General features: G+C 45.6%; 20 protein-coding genes and 1 pseudogene. 1 reads left to right on the top strand and 20 read right to left on the bottom strand.

The window, feature by feature from the left end; genetic code table 11:
• Positions 1–42 precede the first annotated feature (42 nt).
• A complete protein-coding gene (locus D0463_RS03795; RefSeq protein WP_117305254.1) occupies positions 43–918 on the bottom strand; it encodes a YicC/YloC family endoribonuclease in 876 nt (291 codons plus the stop codon).
• Positions 919–1,011: 93 nt separating this feature from the next.
• A complete protein-coding gene (locus tag D0463_RS03790) occupies positions 1,012–3,690 on the bottom strand; it encodes a calcium-translocating P-type ATPase, SERCA-type (RefSeq protein ID WP_117305252.1) in 2,679 nt (892 codons plus the stop codon).
• A gap of 141 nt (positions 3,691–3,831) precedes the next feature.
• Between D0463_RS03790 and D0463_RS03785 the strand changes: the two genes are divergently transcribed.
• Complete coding sequence (locus tag D0463_RS03785) at positions 3,832–5,559, top strand: Rqc2 family fibronectin-binding protein (RefSeq protein ID WP_117305250.1); 1,728 nt, start codon at positions 3,832–3,834, stop codon at positions 5,557–5,559.
• Between the two features lie 41 nt (positions 5,560–5,600).
• Here the strand turns inward: D0463_RS03785 and pyrE are convergent, their stop codons facing one another.
• From pyrE to pgeF, 18 genes and pseudogenes are all read right to left on the bottom strand, one after another.
• Entirely contained in the window at positions 5,601–6,233 is a 633-nt protein-coding gene (pyrE, locus tag D0463_RS03780) for an orotate phosphoribosyltransferase (protein ID WP_117305248.1), read from the bottom strand.
• Entirely contained in the window at positions 6,230–6,946 is a 717-nt protein-coding gene (pyrF, locus tag D0463_RS03775) for an orotidine-5'-phosphate decarboxylase (RefSeq protein WP_117305246.1), read from the bottom strand. Before pyrF ends, pyrE begins: the two co-directional genes overlap by 4 nt.
• Positions 6,918–7,859 carry a dihydroorotate dehydrogenase gene (locus tag D0463_RS03770; RefSeq protein ID WP_117305244.1) on the bottom strand — a complete coding sequence of 314 codons (942 nt, stop codon included), beginning with the start codon at positions 7,857–7,859 and terminating at the stop codon, positions 6,918–6,920. The genes pyrF and D0463_RS03770 overlap by 29 nt, the downstream gene beginning before the upstream one ends.
• Entirely contained in the window at positions 7,856–8,635 is a 780-nt protein-coding gene (locus D0463_RS03765; RefSeq protein ID WP_117305242.1) for a dihydroorotate dehydrogenase electron transfer subunit, read from the bottom strand. The genes D0463_RS03770 and D0463_RS03765 overlap by 4 nt, the downstream gene beginning before the upstream one ends.
• Positions 8,632–11,839 (bottom strand): annotated as a pseudogene (carB, locus tag D0463_RS03760) (carbamoyl-phosphate synthase large subunit). The gene D0463_RS03765 and the pseudogene carB overlap by 4 nt, the downstream one beginning before the upstream one ends.
• Positions 11,818–12,924: a carbamoyl phosphate synthase small subunit gene (locus D0463_RS03755; RefSeq protein WP_117305240.1), complete on the bottom strand. Its 1,107-nt coding sequence runs from the start codon at positions 12,922–12,924 to the stop codon at positions 11,818–11,820. Before D0463_RS03755 ends, carB begins: the two are co-directional and overlap by 22 nt.
• Positions 12,921–14,207 (bottom strand): dihydroorotase, encoded by a 1,287-nt coding sequence (locus D0463_RS03750; RefSeq protein WP_117305237.1) that lies wholly within the window; start codon positions 14,205–14,207, stop codon positions 12,921–12,923. Before D0463_RS03750 ends, D0463_RS03755 begins: the two co-directional genes overlap by 4 nt.
• Positions 14,208–14,382: 175 nt before the next feature.
• A complete protein-coding gene (locus tag D0463_RS03745; RefSeq protein WP_117305235.1) occupies positions 14,383–15,696 on the bottom strand; it encodes a solute carrier family 23 protein in 1,314 nt (437 codons plus the stop codon).
• Between the two features lie 285 nt (positions 15,697–15,981).
• Entirely contained in the window at positions 15,982–16,524 is a 543-nt protein-coding gene (gene pyrR / locus D0463_RS03740; protein WP_117305232.1) for a bifunctional pyr operon transcriptional regulator/uracil phosphoribosyltransferase PyrR, read from the bottom strand.
• Between the two features lie 182 nt (positions 16,525–16,706).
• The gene (locus D0463_RS03735; RefSeq protein WP_117305230.1) at positions 16,707–17,624 is read right to left on the bottom strand and encodes an RluA family pseudouridine synthase; all 918 of its coding nucleotides are present in this window, start codon (positions 17,622–17,624) and stop codon (positions 16,707–16,709) included.
• The gene (gene lspA / locus D0463_RS03730; protein ID WP_117305227.1) at positions 17,617–18,087 is read right to left on the bottom strand and encodes a signal peptidase II; all 471 of its coding nucleotides are present in this window, start codon (positions 18,085–18,087) and stop codon (positions 17,617–17,619) included. The genes D0463_RS03735 and lspA overlap by 8 nt, the downstream gene beginning before the upstream one ends.
• Positions 18,088–18,310: 223 nt before the next feature.
• Positions 18,311–21,076: an isoleucine--tRNA ligase gene (gene ileS / locus D0463_RS03725; RefSeq protein ID WP_117305225.1), complete on the bottom strand. Its 2,766-nt coding sequence runs from the start codon at positions 21,074–21,076 to the stop codon at positions 18,311–18,313.
• Positions 21,077–21,480: 404 nt separating this feature from the next.
• Positions 21,481–21,984 (bottom strand): DivIVA domain-containing protein, encoded by a 504-nt coding sequence (locus tag D0463_RS03720; protein ID WP_117305222.1) that lies wholly within the window; start codon positions 21,982–21,984, stop codon positions 21,481–21,483.
• A 98-nt stretch (positions 21,985–22,082) separates the two neighbouring features.
• The gene (locus tag D0463_RS03715; protein ID WP_117305220.1) at positions 22,083–22,853 is read right to left on the bottom strand and encodes a YlmH family RNA-binding protein; all 771 of its coding nucleotides are present in this window, start codon (positions 22,851–22,853) and stop codon (positions 22,083–22,085) included.
• 119 nt (positions 22,854–22,972) lie between these two features.
• Positions 22,973–23,236 carry a YggT family protein gene (locus D0463_RS03710; protein ID WP_117305218.1) on the bottom strand — a complete coding sequence of 88 codons (264 nt, stop codon included), beginning with the start codon at positions 23,234–23,236 and terminating at the stop codon, positions 22,973–22,975.
• A gap of 6 nt (positions 23,237–23,242) precedes the next feature.
• On the bottom strand, positions 23,243–23,701 hold the full coding sequence (locus D0463_RS03705; protein ID WP_117305216.1) for a cell division protein SepF: 459 nt from the start codon (positions 23,699–23,701) through the stop codon (positions 23,243–23,245).
• Between the two features lie 12 nt (positions 23,702–23,713).
• Entirely contained in the window at positions 23,714–24,391 is a 678-nt protein-coding gene (locus D0463_RS03700) for a YggS family pyridoxal phosphate-dependent enzyme (RefSeq protein WP_117305214.1), read from the bottom strand.
• A gap of 7 nt (positions 24,392–24,398) precedes the next feature.
• Positions 24,399–25,220, bottom strand: a complete 822-nt coding sequence (gene pgeF / locus D0463_RS03695; RefSeq protein ID WP_117305212.1) for a peptidoglycan editing factor PgeF — start codon at positions 25,218–25,220, stop codon at positions 24,399–24,401.
• Between the last annotated feature and the right edge of the window lie 74 nt (positions 25,221–25,294).

The following is a 25,294-nucleotide window of genomic DNA, read 5'->3' as shown; positions in this document are numbered from 1 at the left end:
ATCATATTCTATTGTCGCCTCGATATAAGTATCATAAACAAGCTACTCGATATTTTGAACCTGTTCTTTTATTTTTTCAAGTAAACTCTTCATTTCAACGACTTCTTTCGTAATCGCTGAATCATGCGCTTTGGAACCAATCGTATTGACTTCACGGTTCATTTCCTGAACGAGAAAGTCCAGCTTCCGGCCAATCGGCTCTATCATTTCAAGCGTTTCTAAAAATTGAAGATGATGGCTTTCAAGGCGTGTTAGTTCCTCATTTATATCGGCTTTATCGGCAAAAATTGCAACCTCTGTTAAAAGTCTGCTTTCATCCATCATTCCTGATGTGACTTCTGCCAATTTTGCTTTCAGCCTTTCTTTATAGGCTTCAGCCACAGCAGGAGCATAATTTTTTAGCCTGCCGACGATAAAAGAAATTTTTTCGAGCTGCTTTATCAGGTCACTCTTCAGCTCGGCACCTTCTTGCAACCTCATAGCTTTGACATTGCTCAAGGCAGCTTGAGTGGCTGTGTGCAAAATCATGTCCAGCTCCTCATTTTCAGCTTGTATTTCCTCCACTGAAAAAACATCGTTAATGTGCAGCAAATCCTGCCAGGAAGGAGATGAGCTTAAAGAGTATTTATCTTTCACATCACTCATGATGGCAAAATATTGATCAGCGAGCGACCAATCGAGCTTAAGCCGTTTTGTCAAAAGGCCTTCGCCTTCAATCGCAATAAATATTTCAACCCGGCCTCTTCTTATGTATTCATTTGCTTGTCTTTTGACTTTATCTTCTAAAATGAAGAGCTGGCGCGGCATCCGAATATGATATTCACAAAAACGATGGTTAACGGTTTTTATTTCGACGGTCACCTTTATATTGGCATTCTCCGCCATTCCAATCCCGTAGCCTGTCATACTTACAACCACGGCAACACTTCCTATCCAACGTTGAATGTTTTGGTTTTATAAAGTAAAAAGGTAATAGAGAAGTCTCTACTACCTTTAGAATTATATCATAAACTATTTTGATTTACTTGCCAAAAATGATCCCGCCAGTAAAAAAGTTGGAATCGACGCCATGCCTATAACGAGCAGCCAGTCTCTTGGCTCGATCGGTAAGGTATGGAAGATTGCTTGCAGCGGTGGATAGTATAGGACCGGTAGCATCAACACTAAAGAAGAAATAACCGCCCAAACAAGGTATTTATTCCCGAAAGGATTTCGGGAGAATATGGAGCGATCGCTGCGGCAATCGAAAACGTGGATTAGCTGTGCCAAAACGAGAGTGGTAAATGCGATTGTTTGAGCATACGCAAGGTTATCCGGATCATTCTTATAAACGACCATGAACGCAATCAATGTCGAGATTCCGATTAAAAATCCCCGTGAAATGATTTTCCAGCCTAGTCCTCTGGCAAATACACCTTCCTTTGGACTGCGTGGACCCCTTTTCATCACGTCTCCTTCCGGCTTATCGAGACCAAGGGCCATAGCCGGCAAACCATCCGTCACAAGATTCACCCATAATATTTGAATGGGGACAAGCGGCAGAGGCAGGGCCAAAATCATCGCAAAAAACATGACGAGGATTTCACCGACATTGGATGCCAGCAAATATCTGATGAACTTCCGGATGTTTTCATAGATGTTACGTCCTTCTTTAATCGCCGATTTAATGGTCGCGAAATTATCATCAAGCAGGATAAGGGATGAAGCTTCTTTGGCAACATCGGTACCGGCAATCCCCATCGAGATCCCGATATCAGCTGATTTGATTGCCGGGGCGTCGTTTACCCCGTCACCCGTCATTGCCACGACATGTCCTTTGTTTTGTAAAGCTTTGACAATCTTCAGTTTATGTTCAGGTGAGACGCGAGCAAAAACGGAAACGTTCTCGACGACGTCTTCCAGCTCGCCGACTGACATGTCCGACAAAGCTTTTCCATCTAACACTTTATCTTTTCCTCTTAAAATTCCCAGTTGTTTCGCGATCGCTTTGGCCGTGGAAACATGATCCCCGGTGATCATGACTGTTTTGATTCCGGCTTCCCTGCACTCTTTAACCGCACCGGCTACTTCCGGGCGAGGAGGATCGATCATACCGTGGAGTCCCATGAACGTCAATTCTTTTTCTGCTTCGGCTTCATGTAGCAATACCGTATTGGGGCTGATCGGTTTATACCCAACTGCGATTGTACGCAGTGCTTGTGCTGCCAGGCCATCGATGGCAGCCTGCACGGAATTCTTCATGTCGCGGTTTAGTTGTTGAAGTTTTTCATCCCATAAAATAGATCCGCATTGGGATATGAGGACATCCGGTGCCCCTTTTGTCACTACAAATTGCTTTCCATTCTCATCTTTCACGACGACACTCATCATCTTCCGGGTCGAGTCGAACGGAAACTCTTTGACAATCGTAAATTTCCGCTTCAGCTTATCGCGTGTTAATCCGGCTTTCATGGCTGCGACCAACAGCGCTCCCTCTGTCGGATCACCATCCAGGACATATTGGTCGTCTTTTGTCAGAAGCTCGGCTTTATTGCAAAGAAGCCCAAAAGTCAAAAGCTGGTGGAGTGATTTCTCCTGTTTCGGATTTACCTGAAGCGTATCATCCATAAAGCTCCCGTTTGGTTCATAGCCTGTACCGCTTACACTCCACTCTTTTCCTCCACTCCAAAGGTGGGTAACAGTCATTTTATTCTGGGTCATTGTCCCGGTTTTATCTGAACATATGACGGAAGCACACCCCAACGTTTCAACCGCGGGGAGCTTGCGGACGATGGATTTTTGCTTAATCATCCGCTGTACGCCGAGAGACAGCGCGACAGTAACGATGGCCGGCAGCCCCTCAGGAATTGCTGCTACCGCAAGTGAAACACCCGCTAAAAACATCGTATATAAATCATTGCCTTGGATAACCCCGATAATGACGACAAGCAGAGTTAAGAATAACGCTGTGATGATCAGGATTTTCCCAAGCTGTTCCAGTCTCCTTTGCAGCGGGGTGGCCATCGTTTCCGCTGATTGAAGCATATCGGCGATCTTGCCCATCGCGGTATCCATCCCTGTGGCCGTAACAACGCCAATACCGCTTCCCCTTGACACCATTGTCCCCATAAACGCCATGTTTTCCTGGTCGCCAATGCTGTCGACATCATTCTTTAACGGCGAAGAATATTTGACCGCAGGAACGGATTCCCCTGTCAGTGCCGATTCTTCTATTTCAAGGCTCACTGCCTCGATAATTCTCATATCTGCGCCTATCCGGTCACCGCTTGAGAATTTCAGAACGTCACCTGCCACGACTTCCCTTGAAGGAATTTTCGCCCATTCTCCATCCCTTAATGCATATACTTGCGGCGCAGACATTTCTTTTAAAGCATCAAGCGACTTTTCCGCCTTTCTTTCCTGGAAAAAACCTAAAAATCCATTTATTAAGATGATGGCGATGATCGCAATGGCATCGATATACTCCCCGAGCAGTCCCGAAATCAATGTAGCTGCGAGCAAAACGAGCACCATAAAGTCCTTGAATTGAGCGAAAAATAGCAGGAGGGCTGATTGTTTTTCACCTTCTTGAAGTTCATTAAACCCTTGTTTTTGCTGCCTTCTCCTAGCCTCATCCCCTTCCAACCCTTTTTCAATGTTGGTTTGAAGGGCTGCTTCAACATCTTGTGTATCCATTTCACGGAACTTCATTAAGTATCACACATCCTCCACACATAGTATTAAAACGGCATAATTCTTTTCTCCTTCCATGCTTATTCAGTCTCGTCCAAAAAAATGCTATACTTTATTGTGAACGCTAATAAAGATCTTAACGAAAAGGAAGTTATATAGATGTCTTTTGACGGTTTATTTACAAAAGCAATGACAGAGGAATTATCCAGTCTGCTTAAGGGCGGACGCATCAATAAAATTCATCAGCCATACAAAAATGAAGCGATACTTGTCATTCGTTCGGGCGGTAAAAATCATAAACTATTACTGTCTGCACATCCAAGTTATGCGAGAGTCCAAATTTCACAGGAGAGCTATGACAACCCCAAGGAACCGCCGATGTTTTGTATGATGATGCGCAAGCATTTGGAAGGGTATGTAATAGAGGACATTTATCAATCCGGGCTCGATCGAGTGATTATTTTTGAAGTAAAAGGGAGGAACGAGCTCGGAGACGTTTCCCAGAAGCAGTTGATTGTTGAAATCATGGGCAGGCACAGCAATATCATTTTAGTTGATAAAGAGAAGAATATGATTTTAGACAGCATCAAGCATGTTTCCTATGCTTTCAATAGCTATCGTGCTGTCCTGCCTGGCCAGGATTACAAGGCTCCTCCCGCCCAGGAGAAAGTAAATCCATTCACAGCTAAAGAAGAGGAAATTTTGCAAAGGCTCGATTTCAATGCCGGAAAGCTCGACAAGCAGATTGTCAGTCATTTTTCCGGTGTCTCTCCTCTATTTGCAAAGGAAGTCATCCACCGGGCCGGGCTTGCCAACCGGTCAACTTTGCCCGAGGCATTTTTGAAGCTTATCGAAAGGCTCGCAAAAAAGGATTACAGTCCCACCCTTATTGCCGATGGGAATAAAGAATCTTTTTATATGATTCCATTGGAGCATCTGCAGGGAGAAAGCCGCGCTTTTGCTACATTAAGTGAAATGCTTGACCGCTTCTATTTTGGGAAAGCAGAGCGGGACCGGGTGAAGCAGCAGGGAAATGATCTGGAACGATTTATCTCAAATGAGATCGATAAAAACGAAAAGAAGGTCAAAAAGCTCGAGAGAACACTGAAGGAAAGTGAGCGGAGTGAGCAATATCAATTATTCGGGGAGCTGTTGACGGCTAACCTTTACCAAGCGAAAAAAGGGATGAAGGATATTGAAGTAAGCAATTACTATGAAGAAGATGGCAGGATCGTCATCATTCCGCTTAATCCGCAGAAAACACCTTCGGAAAATGCCCAGAAATACTTTACACGTTATCAAAAAGCGAAAAACGCTATCGGGATTGTCCAAGAACAAATCAAACTTGCCAAAGAAGAAGTGGCTTATTTCGATACCCTTCTGCAACAGCTCCACTCCGCTTCCCCGAAGGATATCGAGGAAATCCGCGAAGAGCTTCAGGAGGAAGGCTATCTAAAGCAAAAGCAGAGGAAAGGCATGAAAAAACCCGCACATGCCAAACCGCAGCTTGATAGCTATGTATCGTCCGATGGCGATGTGATTTTCGTTGGAAAAAACAATAAACAAAATGATTATTTAACTAATAAATTTGCGAGAAGAGACGAAATATGGCTGCATACGAAGGATATTCCCGGCTCGCATGTGGTAATCCGCAATGAAAACCCAAGCGAGCAAACGATAAAGGAAGCCGGGGTGCTCTCGGCCTATTTCAGCAAAGCAAAAGAATCCAGCTCCGTGCCAGTGGATTTTACAAAAGTGCGGCATGTAAAAAAACCAAGCGGCGCAAAACCGGGATTTGTGATCTATGATAACCAGCAAACGATCTATGTTACGCCGGATGCTGATCAGGTGATCGGGATGAAGGAAGCAGTCGCATCAAAAAGCTAAAGACAGAGGGCCAGTTGGAATTCCCCAACTGGCTCTCTGTTTTAAGCGGTTATCCAACCGGTATCAGCCGGATTTTCCCTCCATTTGTTCAGCTTCTCCAGATCGCTCTCTTCGATATAGCCTTGTTTTACCGCTACTTGAATCAGCGTTGTGTAATCACTTAAAGAGTATGCCAGGATGCCTTCTGAATCGAGCTGTTCTTTTCCTTTTTGCAATTCATAGCTGAAAATCGAAACGATCCCTAAAACTTTACAGCCATTTTCACGTAAAGCTTTTACTGCCTCAATTACGCTGCCGCCCGTCGAAATCAAATCTTCGACAACGACAACCTTTTGACCGGGTGCAACTTTTCCTTCGATTTGATTGCCTTTGCCGTGGCCTTTTGGCTTGGAACGGACATAGCACATTGGCAGGTTTAACAAATCGCTTACCCATGCCGCATGAGGGATCCCGGCCGTAGCTGTGCCAGCAATCACTTCCACATCCGGGAAATGCTCTGTAATCAAAGCTTGCAAGCCTTTAGCTATTTTTGTGCGGATTTCCGGAAAGGAAAGCGTCAAACGGTTATCACAATAGATAGGCGACTTGATTCCGGACGCCCATGTAAATGGATTATTCGGCTGTAAATTGACGGCCTCGATTTCTAATAAATGCTGTGCGATTGAATGTTTCATACACCGATTCCCTCCCAGGCTTCCTTTATCAATTTGTAAGTATGTACCGGATCTTTTGCGGCTGTAATCGCCCGGCCAACAACGATGGCATCCGCTCCAAGCAGCCTTGCCTGTTCAGGGGTCGCCACCCGCTTCTGATCATGGTGTTCCCCGTCGGCCATGCGGATCCCCGGTGTTACCGTTAAAAAGCCCTTCCCTGTTCTTTCATGAATCTTTGTTACTTCATGGGTTGAACAGACCACTCCATCAAGCCCTGAGAGTTTAGCCAATTCAGCATAATGGAGAACCGATTCTTCAAGGCTTGACTTAATCAACTGTTCTTTGTTCATTTGTGCCGCGGAGGTGCTTGTCAGCTGGGTGACCGCAATGCATGCAGGCCTCATCATTCCCGCAGGGGTTCCCGCTTCCAGGCCTTCCATTGCTGCTTCCATCATCCTCCGTCCGCCAGCGGCATGGACATTCACCAGGTCAATATTCAACCGTGCGAATCCCTTCATCGCCTGCTTGACGGTATGCGGGATATCATGAAGCTTTAAATCGAGAAATACATCATGACCTCTGCCTTTAATCAACTCAAGGATTGCGGGACCGTTTTGATAAAACAGCTCCATCCCCACTTTAACAAATAATCGTTCTTTGCCGAATTGGTCGAGAAATTCCTTTGTTTCTTTTTGTCCAGAAAAATCAAGTGCGATGATAAGCGAGTGTTTCATTCTTCCCCCAGCTCCTTCCGGTACATTCAGAAATATGGCCATATCCCAGCTTTTCAAGCAAAAGCGGCAGCTCTTCGATGATGTTCGGACATACAAAAGGGTCGACGAAATTGGCCGTACCAACCGCAACGGCGCTTGCCCCGGCATAGAAAAATTCGATAACATCCTCAGCTGTTGCGATCCCACCCATCCCGATAATCGGAATCGACACTTTTTGGCTTACTTCATGGATCATCCTGATCGCAACAGGCTTGATCGCCGGACCGGATAAGCCGCCCGTTCCATTCGCGAGGATCGGCTTTGCTGTTTTCAGGTCCACTCTCATCCCGAGCATCGTGTTAATCATCGTCAGTCCGTCAGCTCCGCCCTCTTCAACCGCCCTGGCAATTTCGGTAATATTGGTGACGTTCGGTGACAGTTTGACATAAACAGGAACCTGTGAAACTTCCTTCACTGCTTTGGTTACGCTTTTCGCTGTTGCCGCATCCGTTCCAAAAGCGATTCCGCCTTCCTTCACATTCGGGCAGGAGATATTTAATTCCAATGCCTTCACGTTCGGGGCTTTGCTTATCTCCCTCGCAACCTCGATATAATCCTCAATCTGCGAACCGGCAATGTTTGCGATAATCGGCACATCGTAGTTATCAAGCCATGACAGTTCTTCCTCGATCACTTTATAAAGACCCGGATTCTGCAGCCCGATTGCATTCAGCATGCCTGCAGACGTTTCCGCTACTCTCGGTGTCGGGTTGCCAAACCGCGGCTGCGGTGTCGTCGCTTTGATCATGATTGCCCCAAGCTGGCTTAAGTCATAAAACTGGCTGTATTCACGTCCAAAGCCGAAGCAGCCCGATGCCGGCATGACGGGATTTTTCAATTCCAATCCAGGTAAATTTATCGAAAGTGATTTCATAGTAGAACCTCCCCTGCCCGGAATACCGGTCCGTCGCTGCACACTTTTTTATAGGAATGGCCGGTTGGGTCGTCCGCTGTATGGCAAACGCATGCAAAGCAGGCGCCAATTCCGCAGCCCATCCGTTCCTCCAGTGATAAGAATAGTTTCTTATGGCTGTAAGCTGTTTCCAATGCCCGCAGCATCGGCGTCGGCCCACAAGCATAAATCACTGAAAAATCACCGGGCAAATCCCTGATTACATCGGTTACAAATCCAGTGGTTCCGTATGAGCCATCGGCCGTCACTACGAATGTTTCCCCGAGAGTTGAAAATTCTTCTTCATAAAAAACATTCTCTTTTGTTTGAAATCCCAATACATGGGTTACTGAGATTCCTTTTTCTCTTAGCCGATTAGAAAGTTCGTATAAAGGAGGCACACCAATTCCCCCTCCGACGAGAAGAACTGAATCGCCCTTTGCAGCCTCGCTGACTGGAAAACCGTTCCCCATCGGTCCAAGCACATCCACACTTTCCTCTATTCGCATAAGTGAGAGCAGTCCGGTCCCTTTTCCTTCAGCACGGTAAATCATTGTAAATTGTTTTTCTTTAAGATTAATGGACGAAATGCTGATCGGCCGTCTCAGCAAAGGCTCTAAGCCCTTCCCTGTTTTAAGATGGACAAACTGCCCCGGCTCTCTCATTTCCGAAACAAGCTCACCCTTTAAGGTGAGCTCATATATCGATTTGGCGATTTCTCTCTGGCTAACAATTTTCATCTCTTCTTTTTTGATCATGAAAAAGTCACCTCACGACTCGGTTCAGCGTTTCCCATTGCTTCCGCGGAAAATGTCATCGATTCGATCACCCGAAGAATCGCTTCTGCTGTATCCAGAGAAGTCAAGCATGGAATTCCGTTTTCGACCGATTCCCTTCTTATCCGGAAGCCATCCCGTTCCGGCTGCTTGCCTTTCGTTAACGTATTGACGACCAGCTGCGCTTCTCCGCTTCGGATTACATCGAGAAGATTATGTCCGGCTTCCCCGATTTTATCGACGACAGCGACTGGAATTCCCGCTTCTTTTAATAAGGCCGCTGTTCCATGTGTGGCAATCAAACGATAACCGCAATTGTTGAACCTGCGGGCAATTTGCAGCGCTTCCTGTTTGTCCTTGTCCGCTACTGTCATGAGTACGGATCCGTGTTCTTTAATCTGGATTCCGGAAGCTACGAGCCCTTTATAAAGTGCTTTCTCAAGCGTGGTGTCTTTCCCCATCACTTCTCCCGTTGACTTCATTTCAGGGCCGAGCGTGATATCGACCCCTCTAAGTTTGGCAAAGGAGAATACCGGCACTTTTACGTATACGCCCGTTTTTTCCGGAACAAGGCCGCTCTTATAACCCATTGATTCCAGTGAGTTCCCAAGGATCACTTTCGTCGCAAGATTCGCCATCGGCACATTCGTAATCTTGCTTAAAAAAGGAACTGTGCGGCTTGAGCGTGGATTTACTTCGATAACAAACACTTCACCATTGCTGACGACGTATTGAATGTTTAATAGTCCGATAATCTTTAACCCTTTTGCTAGCTTCGTCGTATATTCCTCAATCTTAGCCTTGATCTGCTTTGTAATGTTTTGCGGCGGGTATACCGCTATCGAATCACCGGAATGGACGCCTGCGCGTTCGATATGCTCCATGATTCCCGGTATGACGACATCTTTTCCGTCTGAAATGGCATCGACTTCAATTTCTTTTCCGGTTAAGTAGCGGTCGATCAAGACGGGATGCTCAGGGTTGATTTTAACAGCATTTTCCATGTAGTGAAGCAATTCTTCCTGCTGGTAGACGATTTCCATCGCTCTTCCGCCGAGAACATACGACGGCCGGACCAGCACCGGATAGCCGATATCTTCAGCAATCTTAACCGCCTCCTCTATCGAAGTGGCCGTTTTCCCTTTCGGCTGGGGAATTTCTAAAGTCCGCAACGCCTGTTCGAACTTATCCCGGTTTTCCGCGCGGTCCAGGTCTTCGAGCGTTGTTCCTAAAATGGTAACGCCTCTCTCTACAAGCTGGTCCGCCAAATTAATCGCTGTCTGCCCCCCCGAATTGGACGACGACTCCCATTGGTTTTTCGAGGTCAATGATATGCATGACGTCTTCGATTGTCAGCGGTTCGAAATAAAGCTTGTCGGAAATGCTGAAATCGGTAGAGACGGTTTCCGGATTATTATTGATGATAATCGCTTCATATCCCGCCTCTTTAATCGCCCAGACCGAGTGCACGGTTGCGTAATCGAATTCTACGCCCTGGCCGATTCGGATCGGGCCTGAACCGAGGACGACCACGCTTTTCCGGTCAGTGACGATCGACTCGTTTTCCTCCTCATACGTTCCGTAAAAATAAGGGGTCTCGGATTCAAATTCTGCAGCGCAAGTGTCGACCATTTTATAGACTGGCATAATCCCTTTGTCTTTTCGCCATTCATAAATCGATTTTTCACTTTCGTTCCATAGAGACGCAATGGTTACATCAGAAAAGCCCATCTGCTTTGCTTTCCGGCCAATTTCCTCGTCAAATGGATTCTCGATGATACTTCCTTCAAATACGACGATTTTATGGAGCTTATAAAGGAAAAATAAATCAATCTGGCTCCACTCATGGATTCTTTCGATGTTGATTCCTCTTCGCAACGCTTCCCCGATGTAAAATAACCGTTGATCGCCGGCCGTTCTGATTCTTTTCTCGATCAACTCATCTACGATTGGCTCATCCAGTCCGATATGAGAGAAACCTGCCTCAAGCGAGCGAACGGCTTTCAGGATCGACTCTTCAAATGTCCTGCCGATTGCCATCACTTCTCCGGTTGCTTTCATTTGTGTTCCAAGTTTACGGTTGGCGGATTCAAACTTATCAAACGGCCAGCGCGGAATTTTTGTAACCACATAGTCAAGGGCAGGCTCAAAGCTTGCATACGTTTTTCCTGTTACAGGGTTTAACATTTCATCCAGTGTTAAGCCGACTGCGATTTTTGCCGCCAGCTTGGCAATCGGGTACCCGGTCGCTTTCGAAGCAAGTGCTGACGAGCGGCTGACCCGCGGATTGACTTCGATTACAAAGTAATCAAAGCTATTCGGATCTAATGCGAGCTGTACGTTACAGCCGCCTTCAATTTCGAGTGCCCTGATGATTTTTAAAGAGGTGTTGCGCAACATCTGGTACTCCCGGTCGCTAAGCGTTTGGCTCGGAGCAGCGACAATTGAATCACCCGTATGGATACCGACCGGGTCAAAGTTCTCCATATTACAAACGACAATCGCATTATCATTGCTGTCTCTCATAACCTCGTATTCTATTTCCTTATAGCCGGCAATGCTTTTTTCTAATAAGCATTGGGTTACCGGGCTGCTTTTCAATCCACCAGTGACAATTTCAATCAACTCTTCTTCATTGGCGCAAATGCCCCCGCCTGTTCCACCGAGCGTAAACGCCGGACGGACGATGACCGGATAGCCTACGCGATCAACAAAGCGGCGCGCTTCTTCTAATGAATGGACAATATCACTGTCAGGAACCGGTTCCCCCAGTTCATTCATGAGCGTCCTGAATAAATCCCTGTCTTCCGCCTTTTGAATCGCGGAAAGTTCTGTCCCAAGGATTTTTACATGGCATTCTTCCAAGATGCCTGCATTCGCCAGTTCAACGGCCATATTAAGCCCAGTCTGACCGCCTAGCGTAGGCAATAAGGCATCTGGCCGTTCTTTGCGGATGATTTTGCTGACGAACTCGAGCGTGATCGGTTCAATATAAACGGCATCGGCAATTTCGGTATCGGTCATGATTGTGGCCGGATTCGAGTTTACGAGAATGACCCTATAGCCTTCTTCTTTTAATGCGATGCATGCCTGGGTGCCCGCGTAATCAAATTCCGCTGCCTGCCCGATTACGATGGGACCTGAACCAATCACCAGAATGCTTTTTATATCTGTACGTTTTGGCATGTCAATTCCCCTTCCGTCTTAGCTGATTCGATCATCTTCAAAAATTCATCAAATAGATAATTGGCGTCTTCCGGCCCCGGGGACGCTTCTGGATGGTATTGCACCGTAAATGCCGGAAATTGCTTATGTTTTAACCCCTCCACTGTTCCATCATTTAAAGCGATATGGGTTACTTCCAATTCCGTTTGTTGAACGGATTCAGTCCGGACTGTGTAGCCATGGTTTTGTGAAGTAAGCGCAACTTTTCCGGATCGCAAATCCTTGACCGGGTGGTTGGAGCCGCGATGCCCGAATTTCATTTTTTCGGTATCAGCCCCATTCGCAAGCGCAAACAACTGGTGGCCGAGACAGATTCCGAATAATGGCACTTTCCCCTGGACTTCCTTGATCATCTCTATAGCTTCATGGACGTCCTTCGGATTTCCGGGTCCGTTCGACAGCATAATGCCGTCCGGGTTTAAGGACAGAACATCTTTGGCGGTTAGGTTGTAAGGGACGACAATCACATCGCAATCCCGGTCATTCAATTCCCTTAAGATGCCATGCTTCATTCCAAAATCGACGAGAACGACCCGTCTGCCTCTTCCCGGGCTTGGATATGCTGTTTTTGTAGACACTCGTTTCACCTGGTCGTTCGGGGATACTGTCGCACTTAGCTGCTGAAGTACTTCCTCAGCTGTTTTTTCGATATTGCAAAGAGCTCCCTTCAATGTCCCGTACTGCCGGATGATCCTTGTTAGCTTTCTCGTATCAATCCCGCTAATTCCAGGAATGTTTTTTTCTTTAAAAAATTCATCCAATGAGATTTCGCTCCTCCAGTTAGAAGGAAAATCAGCTGCTTCCTTGACGATAAGACCTGAAATCGCCAGATTAATCGATTCGAAATCGTCCCGGTTGATTCCGTAATTCCCTACAAGGGGATAGGTAAGGGTCACAATCTGTCCGCAGTAAGATGGATCGGATAAGATTTCCTGATAGCCCGTCATACCCGTGTTGAACACAATTTCTCCGATTTTTTCTGTATCGCTTCCGAATGCTTCACCGATAAATACAGTACCGTCTTCAAGAATCAGCTGTCTTTTCATTGATTTACACGTCCTTTTTCCCAAGCCTTTTTACCTTCCGCAATCGTCATAACCGGCCAGCCACAGCAGGATTGGCCTTGAAAAGGAGTATTCTTCCCTTTCGATGCGAACTCTCGGATGTCAATTTCTTTTTCTGTTTCTAAATCAAGTAAAACCATATCGGCAATCGCTCCTGCTTCTAACCGTCCATATGGCAACGAGAAGCTTTCAGCAGGCTTCACCGTTAAAAAGTCGATTAATTCTTTCAAAGAGAGAATTTCTTTTTTCACAAAATGGGTGTAAAGAAGCGGGAATGTCGTTTCCAAACCAACGATTCCAAATGGAGCGAGCTTCATGCCTTCCGCTTTTTCTTCAGCCGTATGGGGAGCATGGTCTGTGGCGATAAAATCGATCGTGCCGTCCAGCAGCCCTTCCAACAGTGCAGCACGATCATCCCTGCCTCTTAGCGGGGGATTCATTTTATAATTCGGGTCGAGTCCCGGAATGTCTTCATCACAAAGCAACAGGTGGTGAGGTGTCACTTCAGCGGTAACATGGATCCCGGCTCTTTTTGCGTCCCTTACCGCCCTTACCGATTCCTTCGTGCTAATATGGCAGACATGGTAATGGCAGCCTGCTGCCTCGGCTAACAGGACGTCTCTGGCGATATGAACGGATTCGCAGACCGAAGGAATCCCATTTAATCCGGCAAGTTTTGAAAAAACACCTTCATGAACAGATCCTTTATTGATTAACGTATTATCCTCGCAATGGGCGACAATCGGCATATTTACAGCAGCTGCTTTTTTCATGGCGGCCAGCATCATTCCTGCTTCTTGGACTCCAACACCGTCATCCGTGAACGCAAATGCGCCTGCTTGCTTCAAGCCTTCAAAGTCGGTCAGTTCTTTTCCAAGCTCCCGTACGGTAATCGAAGCGTAAGGAAGCACCCGTACATGTCCAGTTTCATCGATTCTTTGCTTGAGCCAGTTCATTTGCTCCTTGCTGTCCGGCACCGGCCGAGTGTTTGGCATTGCGGCCACTGTTGTAAATCCGCCCCTGGCAGCCGCCATCGTACCCGTCTCAATCGTTTCTTTCTTTTCTCCGCCCGGCTCACGCAAGTGGATGTGCAGATCTATAAAACCTGGGGCTACAAGCATTCCGGCCGCATCTATCATTTCACAGCCTTCAGTCGAAATATCTTCTGCAACCTCGGTGATTGTCTTTCCTTCAAAAGCAATGTCAGCTCGCACAAGATTCCCTTCATTATCGAGTAATACCCCATTTTTGATAACTGTTTTCATAAATCGTCGTCCTCCCTTTGCTTGTTTAATCGAAAAAACGCCCTGGCCAAAGATAGGCTAAAGGGCGTATGCAAGGCAAAGATGACAGCAGACAGCGGCTCCCTATCTTTGTTTAGCGCCACCCTTTTAAGCCTCTCTGGACTTCGTTTAAAAGGTGAATCATTATTTACTTCGTTTACTTTTCTTCTACAATCGTATTACTGGTTACCTTATCCCTTCCCGGAAGGATCAGATTGAGCAAGATACCGATAATCGCGGCTAGAGCCATTCCGGAAAGCGAAATTTTATCTGATAGTTTTACAAATGCACCGCCGACCCCGATGACAAGAATCACAGATGCGATCATCAGGTTTCTGTTCTTTCCAAAATCGACTTTATTATCAATCAGCATACGCAGTCCGCTGGAAGCGATAATCCCGAAAAGCAGGATGGAGATCCCTCCCATGACGGCCTGCGGTATCGAACTGATGACGGCTGAAATTTTACCGATAAAGCCGAATATAATGGCGATTACGCCGGCTCCCCCGATGACATAGACACTGAATGCCCTTGTGATTGCCAACACACCGATATTTTCCCCGTAAGAGGTTAGCGGCGGTCCTCCGATAAGCGAGCCAATCATAATTCCGACGCCGTCACCGGCAATTGATCTGTGCAGACCCGGTTTTTCAATAAAGTTCTTTCCGACTACTTTGCTTAACACCATCTGATGGCCAATATGTTCCGCTAGCGTGACAATGGCCACCGGCACCATGATGAAAATGACTTCCCATGAAAAGTTCGGTGTGTATGTGGCGAACGGAACCATGAAGTCCGGCATTTGGAACCATTTAGCGTTTTGGATTCCGCTGAAATCGATGATTCCGGAAAAATAAGCGGTGGCATAGCCGACAATGATTCCAATCAGGATGGGAATCAGCCCAAGGAACCCTCTTAAGAAAATCGAACATACAATGGTCACTGCCAATGTAACCAGGGCGACGGTAATATGGGTTGTACTGTATATGAGTTCATCCGCAGGTGCCCCGGGGTTTTCGTACATCGCCATATTAACTGCTGTACCCGCGAGTCCCAATCCGATAACAATAATGACCGGACCGACAACTACTGGAGGCAGAATGTTCATCAGCCATTGCAGCCCGACCTTTTTGATAATCAAAGCGATGATTCCGTATACCAAACCTGCGAAGAAACAACCGATCATCGCTGCTTCCGGACCACCGAGCGCTTTTGCCGAGATAATCGGCGCGATGAACGCGAAAGATGATCCGAGATAGGCCGGAATCTGCCCTTTCGTAATAAGTAAGTATGATAGCGTTCCAAGACCGCTTGATATGAGCGCGATGCCCGGGCTCAATCCTACCAGGAAAGGCACTAAAACGGTGGCCCCGAACATGGCGAATAAATGCTGCAAGCTTAGCGTAAACCATTGAGCCGGTGAAGGTACGTCCCTTACATCTAAAATAACATCTCTTTTTGTTTCTTCCATGACAATTCCCCCTTGAAAAGCGCAAGCGCCTTGCTCAGCCCCGACAAGCATAAGACAACCCGCGCAGGAAATCCTGATTTCTGAAGCGGGGTGGCTTATGACCTCGAGGGGTTAGGCGCTGGAGCTAGACACCTGTCCTTATTGAAAAAATTATACTTTCTTCTTTTTAAAAACCTCTTTGCCTAAAATGACAAAGAGGTTGTGTTGAAAGCAAGCATGCAGTTTCCATGCCGCCTTACATCCTCTTGTCAGTCTCGCTGGACTGCTTTTAAAAAGGTTCTATTTTTATTTTTCAATGATGCTTACTTGATCAATACCGTCTACTTCCATTAAAGCTACCGCAATTTTTTCGGTCTGTGAAGTAGGTACATTTTTCCCGACATAGTCGGCGCGAATCGGCAGCTCCCGGTGTCCCCTGTCGATCAACACAGCAAGCTGAATTTGCGAAGGCCGGCCGATATCGACCAATGCATCCATTGCCGCCCTGATCGTTCTCCCCGTGAACAAGACATCATCGATAACGATTACCTTTTTGTCAGCAATATTAACCGGGATATCCGATCCTTTAACAAGGGGCTCCCCATCACTTGTCTTTGTCGTTAAATCATCTCTATATAAAGTGATGTCCAGTTCGCCTACTTGTATCTCCTTGCCTTCAATTTGGCTGATTCTCTCAGCCAGCCGGTTGGCAAGGAAAATCCCGCGTGTCCGGATGCCGATCAAAATGCAATCTTCGACTCCTTTATTTCTTTCAATCATTTCGTGAGCAATTCGCGTCAGTGCCCTGCGGATCGCCTGTTCATCCAAAACAATTGCCTTTTCACTCATATAGATTCACCCCGTTTCATATAAAAAAATCCCCATGCCAAGAGGGCATGAGGATTTTGCTCGTTAGAATCAGGATATAGTCATAGTATATCCTTAACGCTCCGCTTCCTTCTCAGCCTCTCTGGACTGTGTTAAAGGTTCTTATTTGATTAGATTCATCTTAAATTTTTTTGCGGATTTTGTCAATTGCTTTTTCGCAAATAGTCAAGCACGTGTTCGAAATCCTTCGGAAGTGGCGCCTCAAATTCTATATATTCCTTTGTCCTTGGGTGCACAAATCCTAAAACTCCTGCATGTAGCGCCTGTCCTTTAATATCGGTCAAGGTTTTTCTCGGGCCATATTTCGGGTCTCCGGCAAGCGGATAGCCAATATACTTCAAATGGACTCGAATCTGATGGGTGCGGCCGGTTTCAAGCTGGCATTCAACATATGTAAATGATTGAAACCGCTCCAGAACCTTGAAATGGGTCACTGCATGCTTCGAATTCTCTTCAGTTACCGTCATGCTTTGCCGGTCTTTTTTATCACGACCGATCGGCGCGTCGATTGTTCCGTAATCATGCGGGATCACACCGTGTGCGATTGCCTGGTATTTACGGGTAACCGTTTTATCAACAAGCTGCTGCACAAGGCTCTCATGGGCCATATCATTCTTCGCAACCATTAGAAGGCCTGAAGTATCCATATCAATCCGGTGCACAATTCCCGGCCGCATGACGCCATTGATACCTGATAAGTCCTGGCAATGGGCCATCAATCCATTTACAAGCGTGCCGGATGTATGGCCGGGTGCGGGGTGGACAACCATTCCGCGCGGCTTGTTGACGACCAGCACATCGCTGTCTTCATAGTAAATATCCAGGTCCATGTCTTCCGGCATTACATTAAGCTCCTGCAGATCAGGCAGATTCACTTCGACCTCGTCCCCGGGATTACATTTGTAATTCGTCTTGATGACTGCTCCGTTCACAAGTACATGCCCGTCCTTTATCAACTGCTGCACATGTGATCTGGACCAATCTTCATTTAAGACGGACAATACCTTATCAATCCGTTCTTTGTTATGTGTTTCATTCAGAGTGTATGTTACGTTATCCATTCTTTTTCTCCTTGGCTAGCTTTTCTTCTAAAAACATATAAATAATCAGCATCCCTACTCCAATACAAAGGGCCGAGTCGGCAATATTGAATATTGGGAAATTGTATCCGAAAGGAAACGTATGAACAAAGTCGACCACTTCTTTTCTCACTAATCGGTCAATAAAGTTGCCTATCGCACCGCCGAGCATAAAACCAATTGCTGTTCCAAGCAATACACTTTGCTTTCCCATTTTCTGAAGGTAATATACGAGGCCAATAATCACGATCACCGTAATCAAATAAAAAAACCACATTTGCCCTTCTAAAATACCCCAGGCCGCCCCGCGATTCCGATGCGACGTTATGTATAAAAAGTTATTGATCATTTCGATGCTTTGTCCAAGCTCCATGTTTTTCACGACCAGCCATTTCGTAAACTGATCCAGTGCAATAATCAACAGGGCAATCAAGTAATAAAACACAGTTTATCCCCCAAACTATCTAAAAAGTTTCCTTTTGAATTGTAGCATACTCCGAAAAATTTGCCTAATGAAAATCAGTTAGAATCAACCGCTAGCCGAATTAAACGAAGAGAATATCCATTTACGTAAAACTGCCCGTCACTTAAGCAAAAGTTAAAAGGGGCCCCCTGTGTCCTATAGAAAAAGGAGCAGAGCCAAAGGCTACCACTCCCGATTACATTTATTAGTTTGTATAATGTTCATTGATGACAGAAGCACAACGGGAGCAGAGAGTTGGATGTTCCTCAATATGACCTACATCTTCAGAAACATTCCAACAGCGCTCACATGTCTCCCCGTCCGCTTTCGTAACAACGATTGCTGCTTTTTCGAGTTTAAGCGCATCTTCGGGCGCTGCTTCGATATTGCCTGCTACCTCGAATGCTGAAACGATGAACAATTGTTCCAGGTTTTCATCGATGCTGGCAAGCAATTGCTTGCTATCCTCATTTACGTAAACCGTAACCTTCGCATTTAAAGATTTACCGATGATCTTTTCATTACGTGCTTCTTCCAATGCTTTTAGGACATCGTCACGCAAAGATAAGAATGCGTTCCACTTCTCTTCAATTTCCTGTGCATTATTTATTTCAATTTCATCAGGCATAAGCGTCATTTGAACGCTTTCCTCGGTTACGCCAGGAATGAAGGCCCATACCTCATCCGCTGTATGGGAAAGAATTGGCGATACAAGCTTCGCAAGCACAAGCAATGATTCATAAAGAACCGTTTGGATCGCTCTTCTTTCATGGTTATCCGGCGCTTCACAGTATAAAATATCCTTCGCATAATCAAGATAGAAAGCACTGAGGTCAAGCGTACAGAAATTATTGACCAGGTGATAAATGTTTGCAAATTCGTAATTGTCATATGCCTTTTTTGCCTGCTTCACAAGCTTGTTCAATTTAATAAGCATGAATTGGTCGACTTCGCGAAGCTCGTTAAAGCTAACTTTATCCGTTTCAGGATTAAATCCATCCAGATTTCCGAGAAGGAAACGGAAGGTATTACGGATCTTCCTGTACACTTCGGCAACCTGCTTTAAGATTGGATCGGACACACGTACATCTGACTGATAGTCAACAGATGCCACCCACAGCCTTAGGATGTCAGCACCGAGCTGATTCATGACTTTTGCAGGTACAACGGTATTACCAATCGATTTACTCATCTTCCTTCCTTCGCCATCCAAAGCAAAACCGTGACTTAACACGCCTTTATAAGGAGCTTTTCCGCTTACCGCGACACCTGTGGAAAGCGAAGAGTTGAACCAGCCGCGGTATTGGTCTGAGCCTTCCAGATACAAATCAGCAGGCCTCTCTAGTTCTTCACGCTCTACAAGCACTGCCTGATGGGAAGATCCGGAATCGAACCAAACATCCATGATATCCGTTTCTTTTGTGAATTTCCCATTTGGGCTGCCTTCGTGCGTAAACCCTTCCGGAAGCAACTCTATAGCGTCACGCTCAAACCATACATTCGAACCATGCTCGCGGAACAGGCCGGAAACATGTTCAATCGTTTCGTCGGTAATAATCGGTTCTCCGTTTTCCGCATAAAAGACCGGAATCGGAACACCCCATGCACGCTGGCGGGAAATACACCAGTCCCCGCGGTCGCGCACCATGTTATACAGGCGTGTCTCACCCCATGACGGCACCCATTTGGTTTCCTCCACAGCCTTTAATAAATCCTGGCGGAAATCCTTGATTGAAGCGAACCATTGCGCCGTTGCCCGGAAGATCGTCGGCTTCTTCGTACGCCAGTCATGCGGATAAGAGTGAGTGATGAAAGAAAGCTTTAAGAGAGCACCTGCTTCTTTTAATCTCTCCGTGATTGGTTTATTTGCTTCATCATAGAATAATCCTGCGAACTCACCGGCTTCTTTTGTCATAACTCCCTTTTCATCAACCGGACAAAGTACGTCTAATCCATATTTCTGCCCAACAATGAAGTCGTCTTCCCCGTGACCCGGTGCCGTATGGACACAGCCTGTTCCGGCATCAGTCGTTACATGATCGCCTAGGACAACAAGAGATTCACGCTCGTATAGCGGATGTTTCGCCACGATTCTTTCAAGATCGCTTCCCTTTACTGTTTTGACCACTGTATGGCTTTCCCAGGGAACCTCTTTCGCCACAGATTCCAGCAAAGCTTCAGCTACTAAATACTGTCCGCCTGCAACGTAAACGACCACGTACGTTAAGTCAGGGTGGACCGCAATTCCAAGATTCGCTGGAATGGTCCAAGGCGTAGTCGTCCAAATGACAATTTTAACGCCCTCTTCAATTACGCCCTTTCCATTGGTAACCTCAAACCCTACATAGATGGATGCTGAACGTTTGTCCTGGTATTCGATTTCGGCTTCCGCAAGCGCTGATTCACTGGACGGGGACCAGTAAACCGGTTTAAGCCCTTTATAGATATACCCTTTTTTCGCCATCTCGCCGAATACTTTAATCTGTTGCGCTTCATATTCAGGCTTTAGCGTAATATAAGGATTTTCCCAATCACCGCGAACGCCAAGCCGCTTGAATTGCTCCCGTTGGCTATTAATTTGCTCGTATGCGTATTCCTCACAAAGCTTGCGGAATTCCGCCACGCTCATTTCTTTACGCTTTACACCCTTTTTCGTCAGGGCCGTTTCGATTGGAAGACCATGCGTATCCCATCCTGGCACATACGGGGCATGGTAGCCGCTCATCGATTTATAACGGACAATGAAATCCTTCAGAATTTTGTTTAGCGCATGCCCCATATGAATATCGCCATTTGCATACGGCGGTCCGTCATGCAAAATAAATAAAGGGCGGCCCTTTGTATGTTCCTGCACCTTCCGATAAATATCTTGTTCATTCCAGGTTGCCTGGATTTCCGGCTCGCGCTTTGGCAGGTTGCCGCGCATTGGAAATTCAGTATTTGGCATCAATAATGTATCTTTGTACTCCATTTCCATTCCTCCAAATTTTATATCGATATAATGAAGATCTGGTTCAAGAAAATAAAAAAAGCCCTCTCATCCCATATAAGGGACGAGAAAGCTTGATTCCCGCGGTACCACCCTGGTTAGACATAAACGAACGGCTTACAGCCACGCTTTGTCCTCTTGAGCATTCGTAACGTGAATGACTCGCCTCGCTTACTTCCTTTCGGGTTCAACTCGGAACTCCAGGGTGATTTTCCATTTCTCCGCCTATACCGGGCTTCCACTATCCCCGGCTCGCTCATTGCAAGGAAAAACCTTTTTTCATATGGCTTTGAAGAAACGTACTGTCCCTCTCATCGTATGATATCGATATGATTCTATTGTTTACAAATTATATGCGAAATAAGTGCGAACCGTCAAGTGAGCTCTTACATTTCTTCGTCGACGGTTATATCGGTGGCATCGATTTCGTATTCCAACAGGTTGTCCCAATCATCATTATCCAGCAAATCAAGCTGTGCCTCAACGAGCATCTTAAAACGTGTCCGGAAAACTTTGGACTGTTTTTTCAACTCTTCAATATCCATCGCGATTTTTCTCGCCTTGGACAGGGAATCATTGACGATACGATCCGCGTTCTTTTCAGCTTCTTTTATAATCAGCTTAGCTTCTTTTTGGGCATTTCTTTTTACATCTTCTCCAGCTTCCTGGGCAATCACGATAGACTTGTTCAATGTTTCTTCGATACTAGTAAAATGTCCCAGGCGGTCGTGTACTTCATTCAACTTGTCTTCAAGTTCCTTCTTCTCTCGAAGAATAATCTCATAATCTTTTATAATCTGGTCAAGAAATTCATTTACTTCATCCTCATCATACCCACGGAATCCTTTACTGAATTCCCTATTATGTATATCTAACGGGGTTAAGGCCATATGGCACCTCCACAAACAAATTCTACTCTATTATATAATACTATAAGTTTCGACAACAATTTAGTAAATCCTGCTTATTTTTCAATTATTTTTAGTTCTCATAACCTTCCAATTGTGATTCTCCATTTGTCCTTCTTGGTTTTTCCTTCTATCGACATGATTTTACAGCGTCCGAATCCGCGGATGGACAGCGTATCCCCTTCCTTGCATTCGATGGATACATTCTCCGTTTGCTTAAAATTCATTTTGACTTTGCCTGTGGAAATCAAGACCTGCGCTTTCTGACGGGAGAGGTTAATAACCGTCGAGATGATTGTGTCAAGTCTCATCGAACTGACCGTAAAGGTATGTTCCACCCATTCTTCTTTTGATTGAAGGATGTCCTTTAACGCCCGCTTTTTTAGTGTAACGGAAGCCTTTCCGATTTTCTCCAGATTGTTTAGCAAATAGGTCTCAATTTCTCCAGCGGCTATAAATTGCACCTGTTCGCCGGAAATGAGAATGTCCCCATATTTTTCGCGCTTCAACCCAAGTGACATCAGTGTACCGAGCACCTGCCTGTGATCGATGTTCACAAATTTACTGGGGTAGGTGATTTCGAATAAAGCGATCTGAAAATCGCTTTCCGCAGGGGAAAAATAGTCCGGGCAAAGAATTGCTCTCTTTCTTTCCACCGTATCATTCCCGCCAAATAGATGTAGGGAGATTTCTTCATCGTTTCCAAGTAAGGTTTGTGCGATCTGCTGCGCGCGTGGATCAAGAAAATCCGTCAGTTTAGGAGCATATAACGTTCTTGCCTGCGTGATCCAATTCAGGGCCTGATCGATGAATTCTTTCTCTTCCGGCCTGAAATGCTGATAAATGCTCATTTGTATTCTCCTTTACGGTCTAATAGAAAAATAAAAAAGACTATCCATAGGGCAGCAAAAAGGAACTGTATACCAGTTCCCTCTGCATGGTTCCCTATGGCCAGTCCTTACATCCATCTCTACATCAGCCATACGAAAAGCTGTCTTAGTCCGCTCTCGGCAAATCGAAGGACAAGCAAAGCCACGATTGGTGAAATATCAATCATGCCAATCGTTGGGATGATTTTTCGAAAAGGTTCTAAGTACGGTTCACAAATTCTTGCCAGGAATCGTCCGATTGATGTCTCCCTTGCATTTGGAAACCAAGACATCAATATGTATATGACCAAAGCCATAGAATAAATCGAGATTACATTCAATAAAATATTAAGCACCAATCCCATTAAAGCTTACCACCTCGCATCGTCAAACTCTTCTTCCAGAGCAAAGCCGGCGATGTTTCCTGAAACATCCACGTTGTCAGGTGTACATAGGAAAATATCCGTTCCGATTTTTTGGATGTCGCCGCTAATGGCGTACACGGTTCCACTCAGGAAATCAACAATTCTTTTGGCCTGGTCATGCTGAATACGCTGCAGGTTTACGACAACGGCCCGGCGATTTTTCAAATGATCGGCCACTTCCTGAGCTTCGGCATATACTCTAGGTTCCAATAATACCACTTTCGAAGACTTTTGTAAGCTTTGCAGACTCACAACATTCTGGTTTACCGTTCCCACCGCTTGGGACTGTTTAGCAGAAGACTTCTTAGCCTTAGGTTCCTCGACCTCTTCTTCGATAATTTCTTCTCTATATTCATATTCATCTTCTAGTGCAAAAAAAGATTTAAATTTTGATACGATTGACATAAATGTACCTCCTTAAGAATCTTTGCCAACGAGGGCGGTTCCTATACGAATCATCGTTGCGCCTTCTTCGATGGCAATCTGGAAATCATTAGACATTCCCATTGACAGTTCTGTACATGGCGCATGGTCAAGACCCGCATGCTGGATTTCTGTTTGAAGCTCCTTTAACTGTCTAAAACAGCTTCGAAGCACAGCTTCATCTTCGGTAAATGGCGCCATCGTCATTAAACCGGCCACAGTAACCTTGTCAAATTCCTTAAGACTTTTAATGAATGGGAGTGCCGCTGCCGGTGTGATACCATGCTTAGAATCCTCCCCGGAAACATTGACCTGGATGAAACATTTTAACGGCCGATCCGCCCTTTTTTGAATTTCTTCAGCTAAAGAAAAGCGGTCAAGCGAATGGATGTATTCTATTTTATCGATTATATTCTTCACTTTTCTCGACTGCAGACTGCCGATGAAATGCCAGACAGCTTTGTCGTTCAAAACGGAATATTTATTTAATAAGCCGTCGTCGCGGTTTTCTCCAAGATTTATGACCCCTGCCTCTACAGCTTCTTTGGCCCGTTCGGTTGAGACATATTTCGTGACCGCTACGATTGTTATTTCTTCACGGTTTCTGCCGCTTTTATGGCAGGACTGCCGGATTTTTTCTTCGATGGATGCTAAATTCTCTGCAACTTTCACTCTCTCTTTAGTCCTCCTTCCAGCCGATGAAGCTCAAATCACGTCCCGTTTTCCCTTTATCGCGCCGATGAGAGAAAAACTGCTCGTTTTCACAGCTTGTACACAATGAAGATACTTCGATCTGGTTTTCGGGAACGCCGGCTCTCTTGATTAGGAGTGCGTTCAGTTTTTGTAAATTCAATTGATATTGTCCTTCACTGATTAAAGTATATGGCTTTTCGTCATTTTCTTCCAGCATATTTTGCACCAATGTGATAATTTTATTATCCACAACGTAGCAGTTTTTGCAAATGGAGGGACCAATTACCGCATAAATTTCCGAGGAAGGAATGCCTTCGTCGTTCCATCTGTCTATCATTTTCCGGCCAATTCCGCCAACCGTTCCCTTCCAGCCAGCATGGGCTGCTCCGATATATCCTAGCCTCGGTGCAATAAAATACAACGGGACACAATCGGCATAACATAGTGTTAGCAATATTCCTTTTTGGTCGGTATAAAACCCATCCGTTGCCCTCAAGCCGGAATCATAATCTCTTGCCCCTTTGCCTTTATCCCCGGCTTCAATTTTCACAATATTGGTTTCGTGTGTTTGTTCAGCTCCAACCCAGCATGAAAGGGGAAACTTGAGTTGATCCGCAATTAATTCACGGTTTTTGACGACATCTTCCAATTGGTCTCCGACATGAAAGCCTGTATTCAAACTCTTATATTCCTCCTTGCTGCTGCCTCCGTTTTTTGTAGTAAATCCGGCAACCAGTCCCGGCCAGGCTGATTGCCAGCAATTGATTTCAAAGTATTGCTTTTTCTTTAAAACAAACGATTCGCTCATCCTTAAACCTCTTCATTATTTTTTAATAGTGTACCATAAATGCCTGAGCTTTTTTACTCTTTCAGCAGTTACTC

The sequence above is a fragment of the Bacillus sp. V59.32b genome, from assembly GCF_003429085.1.
GTDB lineage: Bacteria > Bacillota > Bacilli > Bacillales > DSM-1321 > Peribacillus.
Note: the sequence above shows the minus strand (reverse complement) of the source record. Positions and strands in the feature narration are given on the sequence as shown.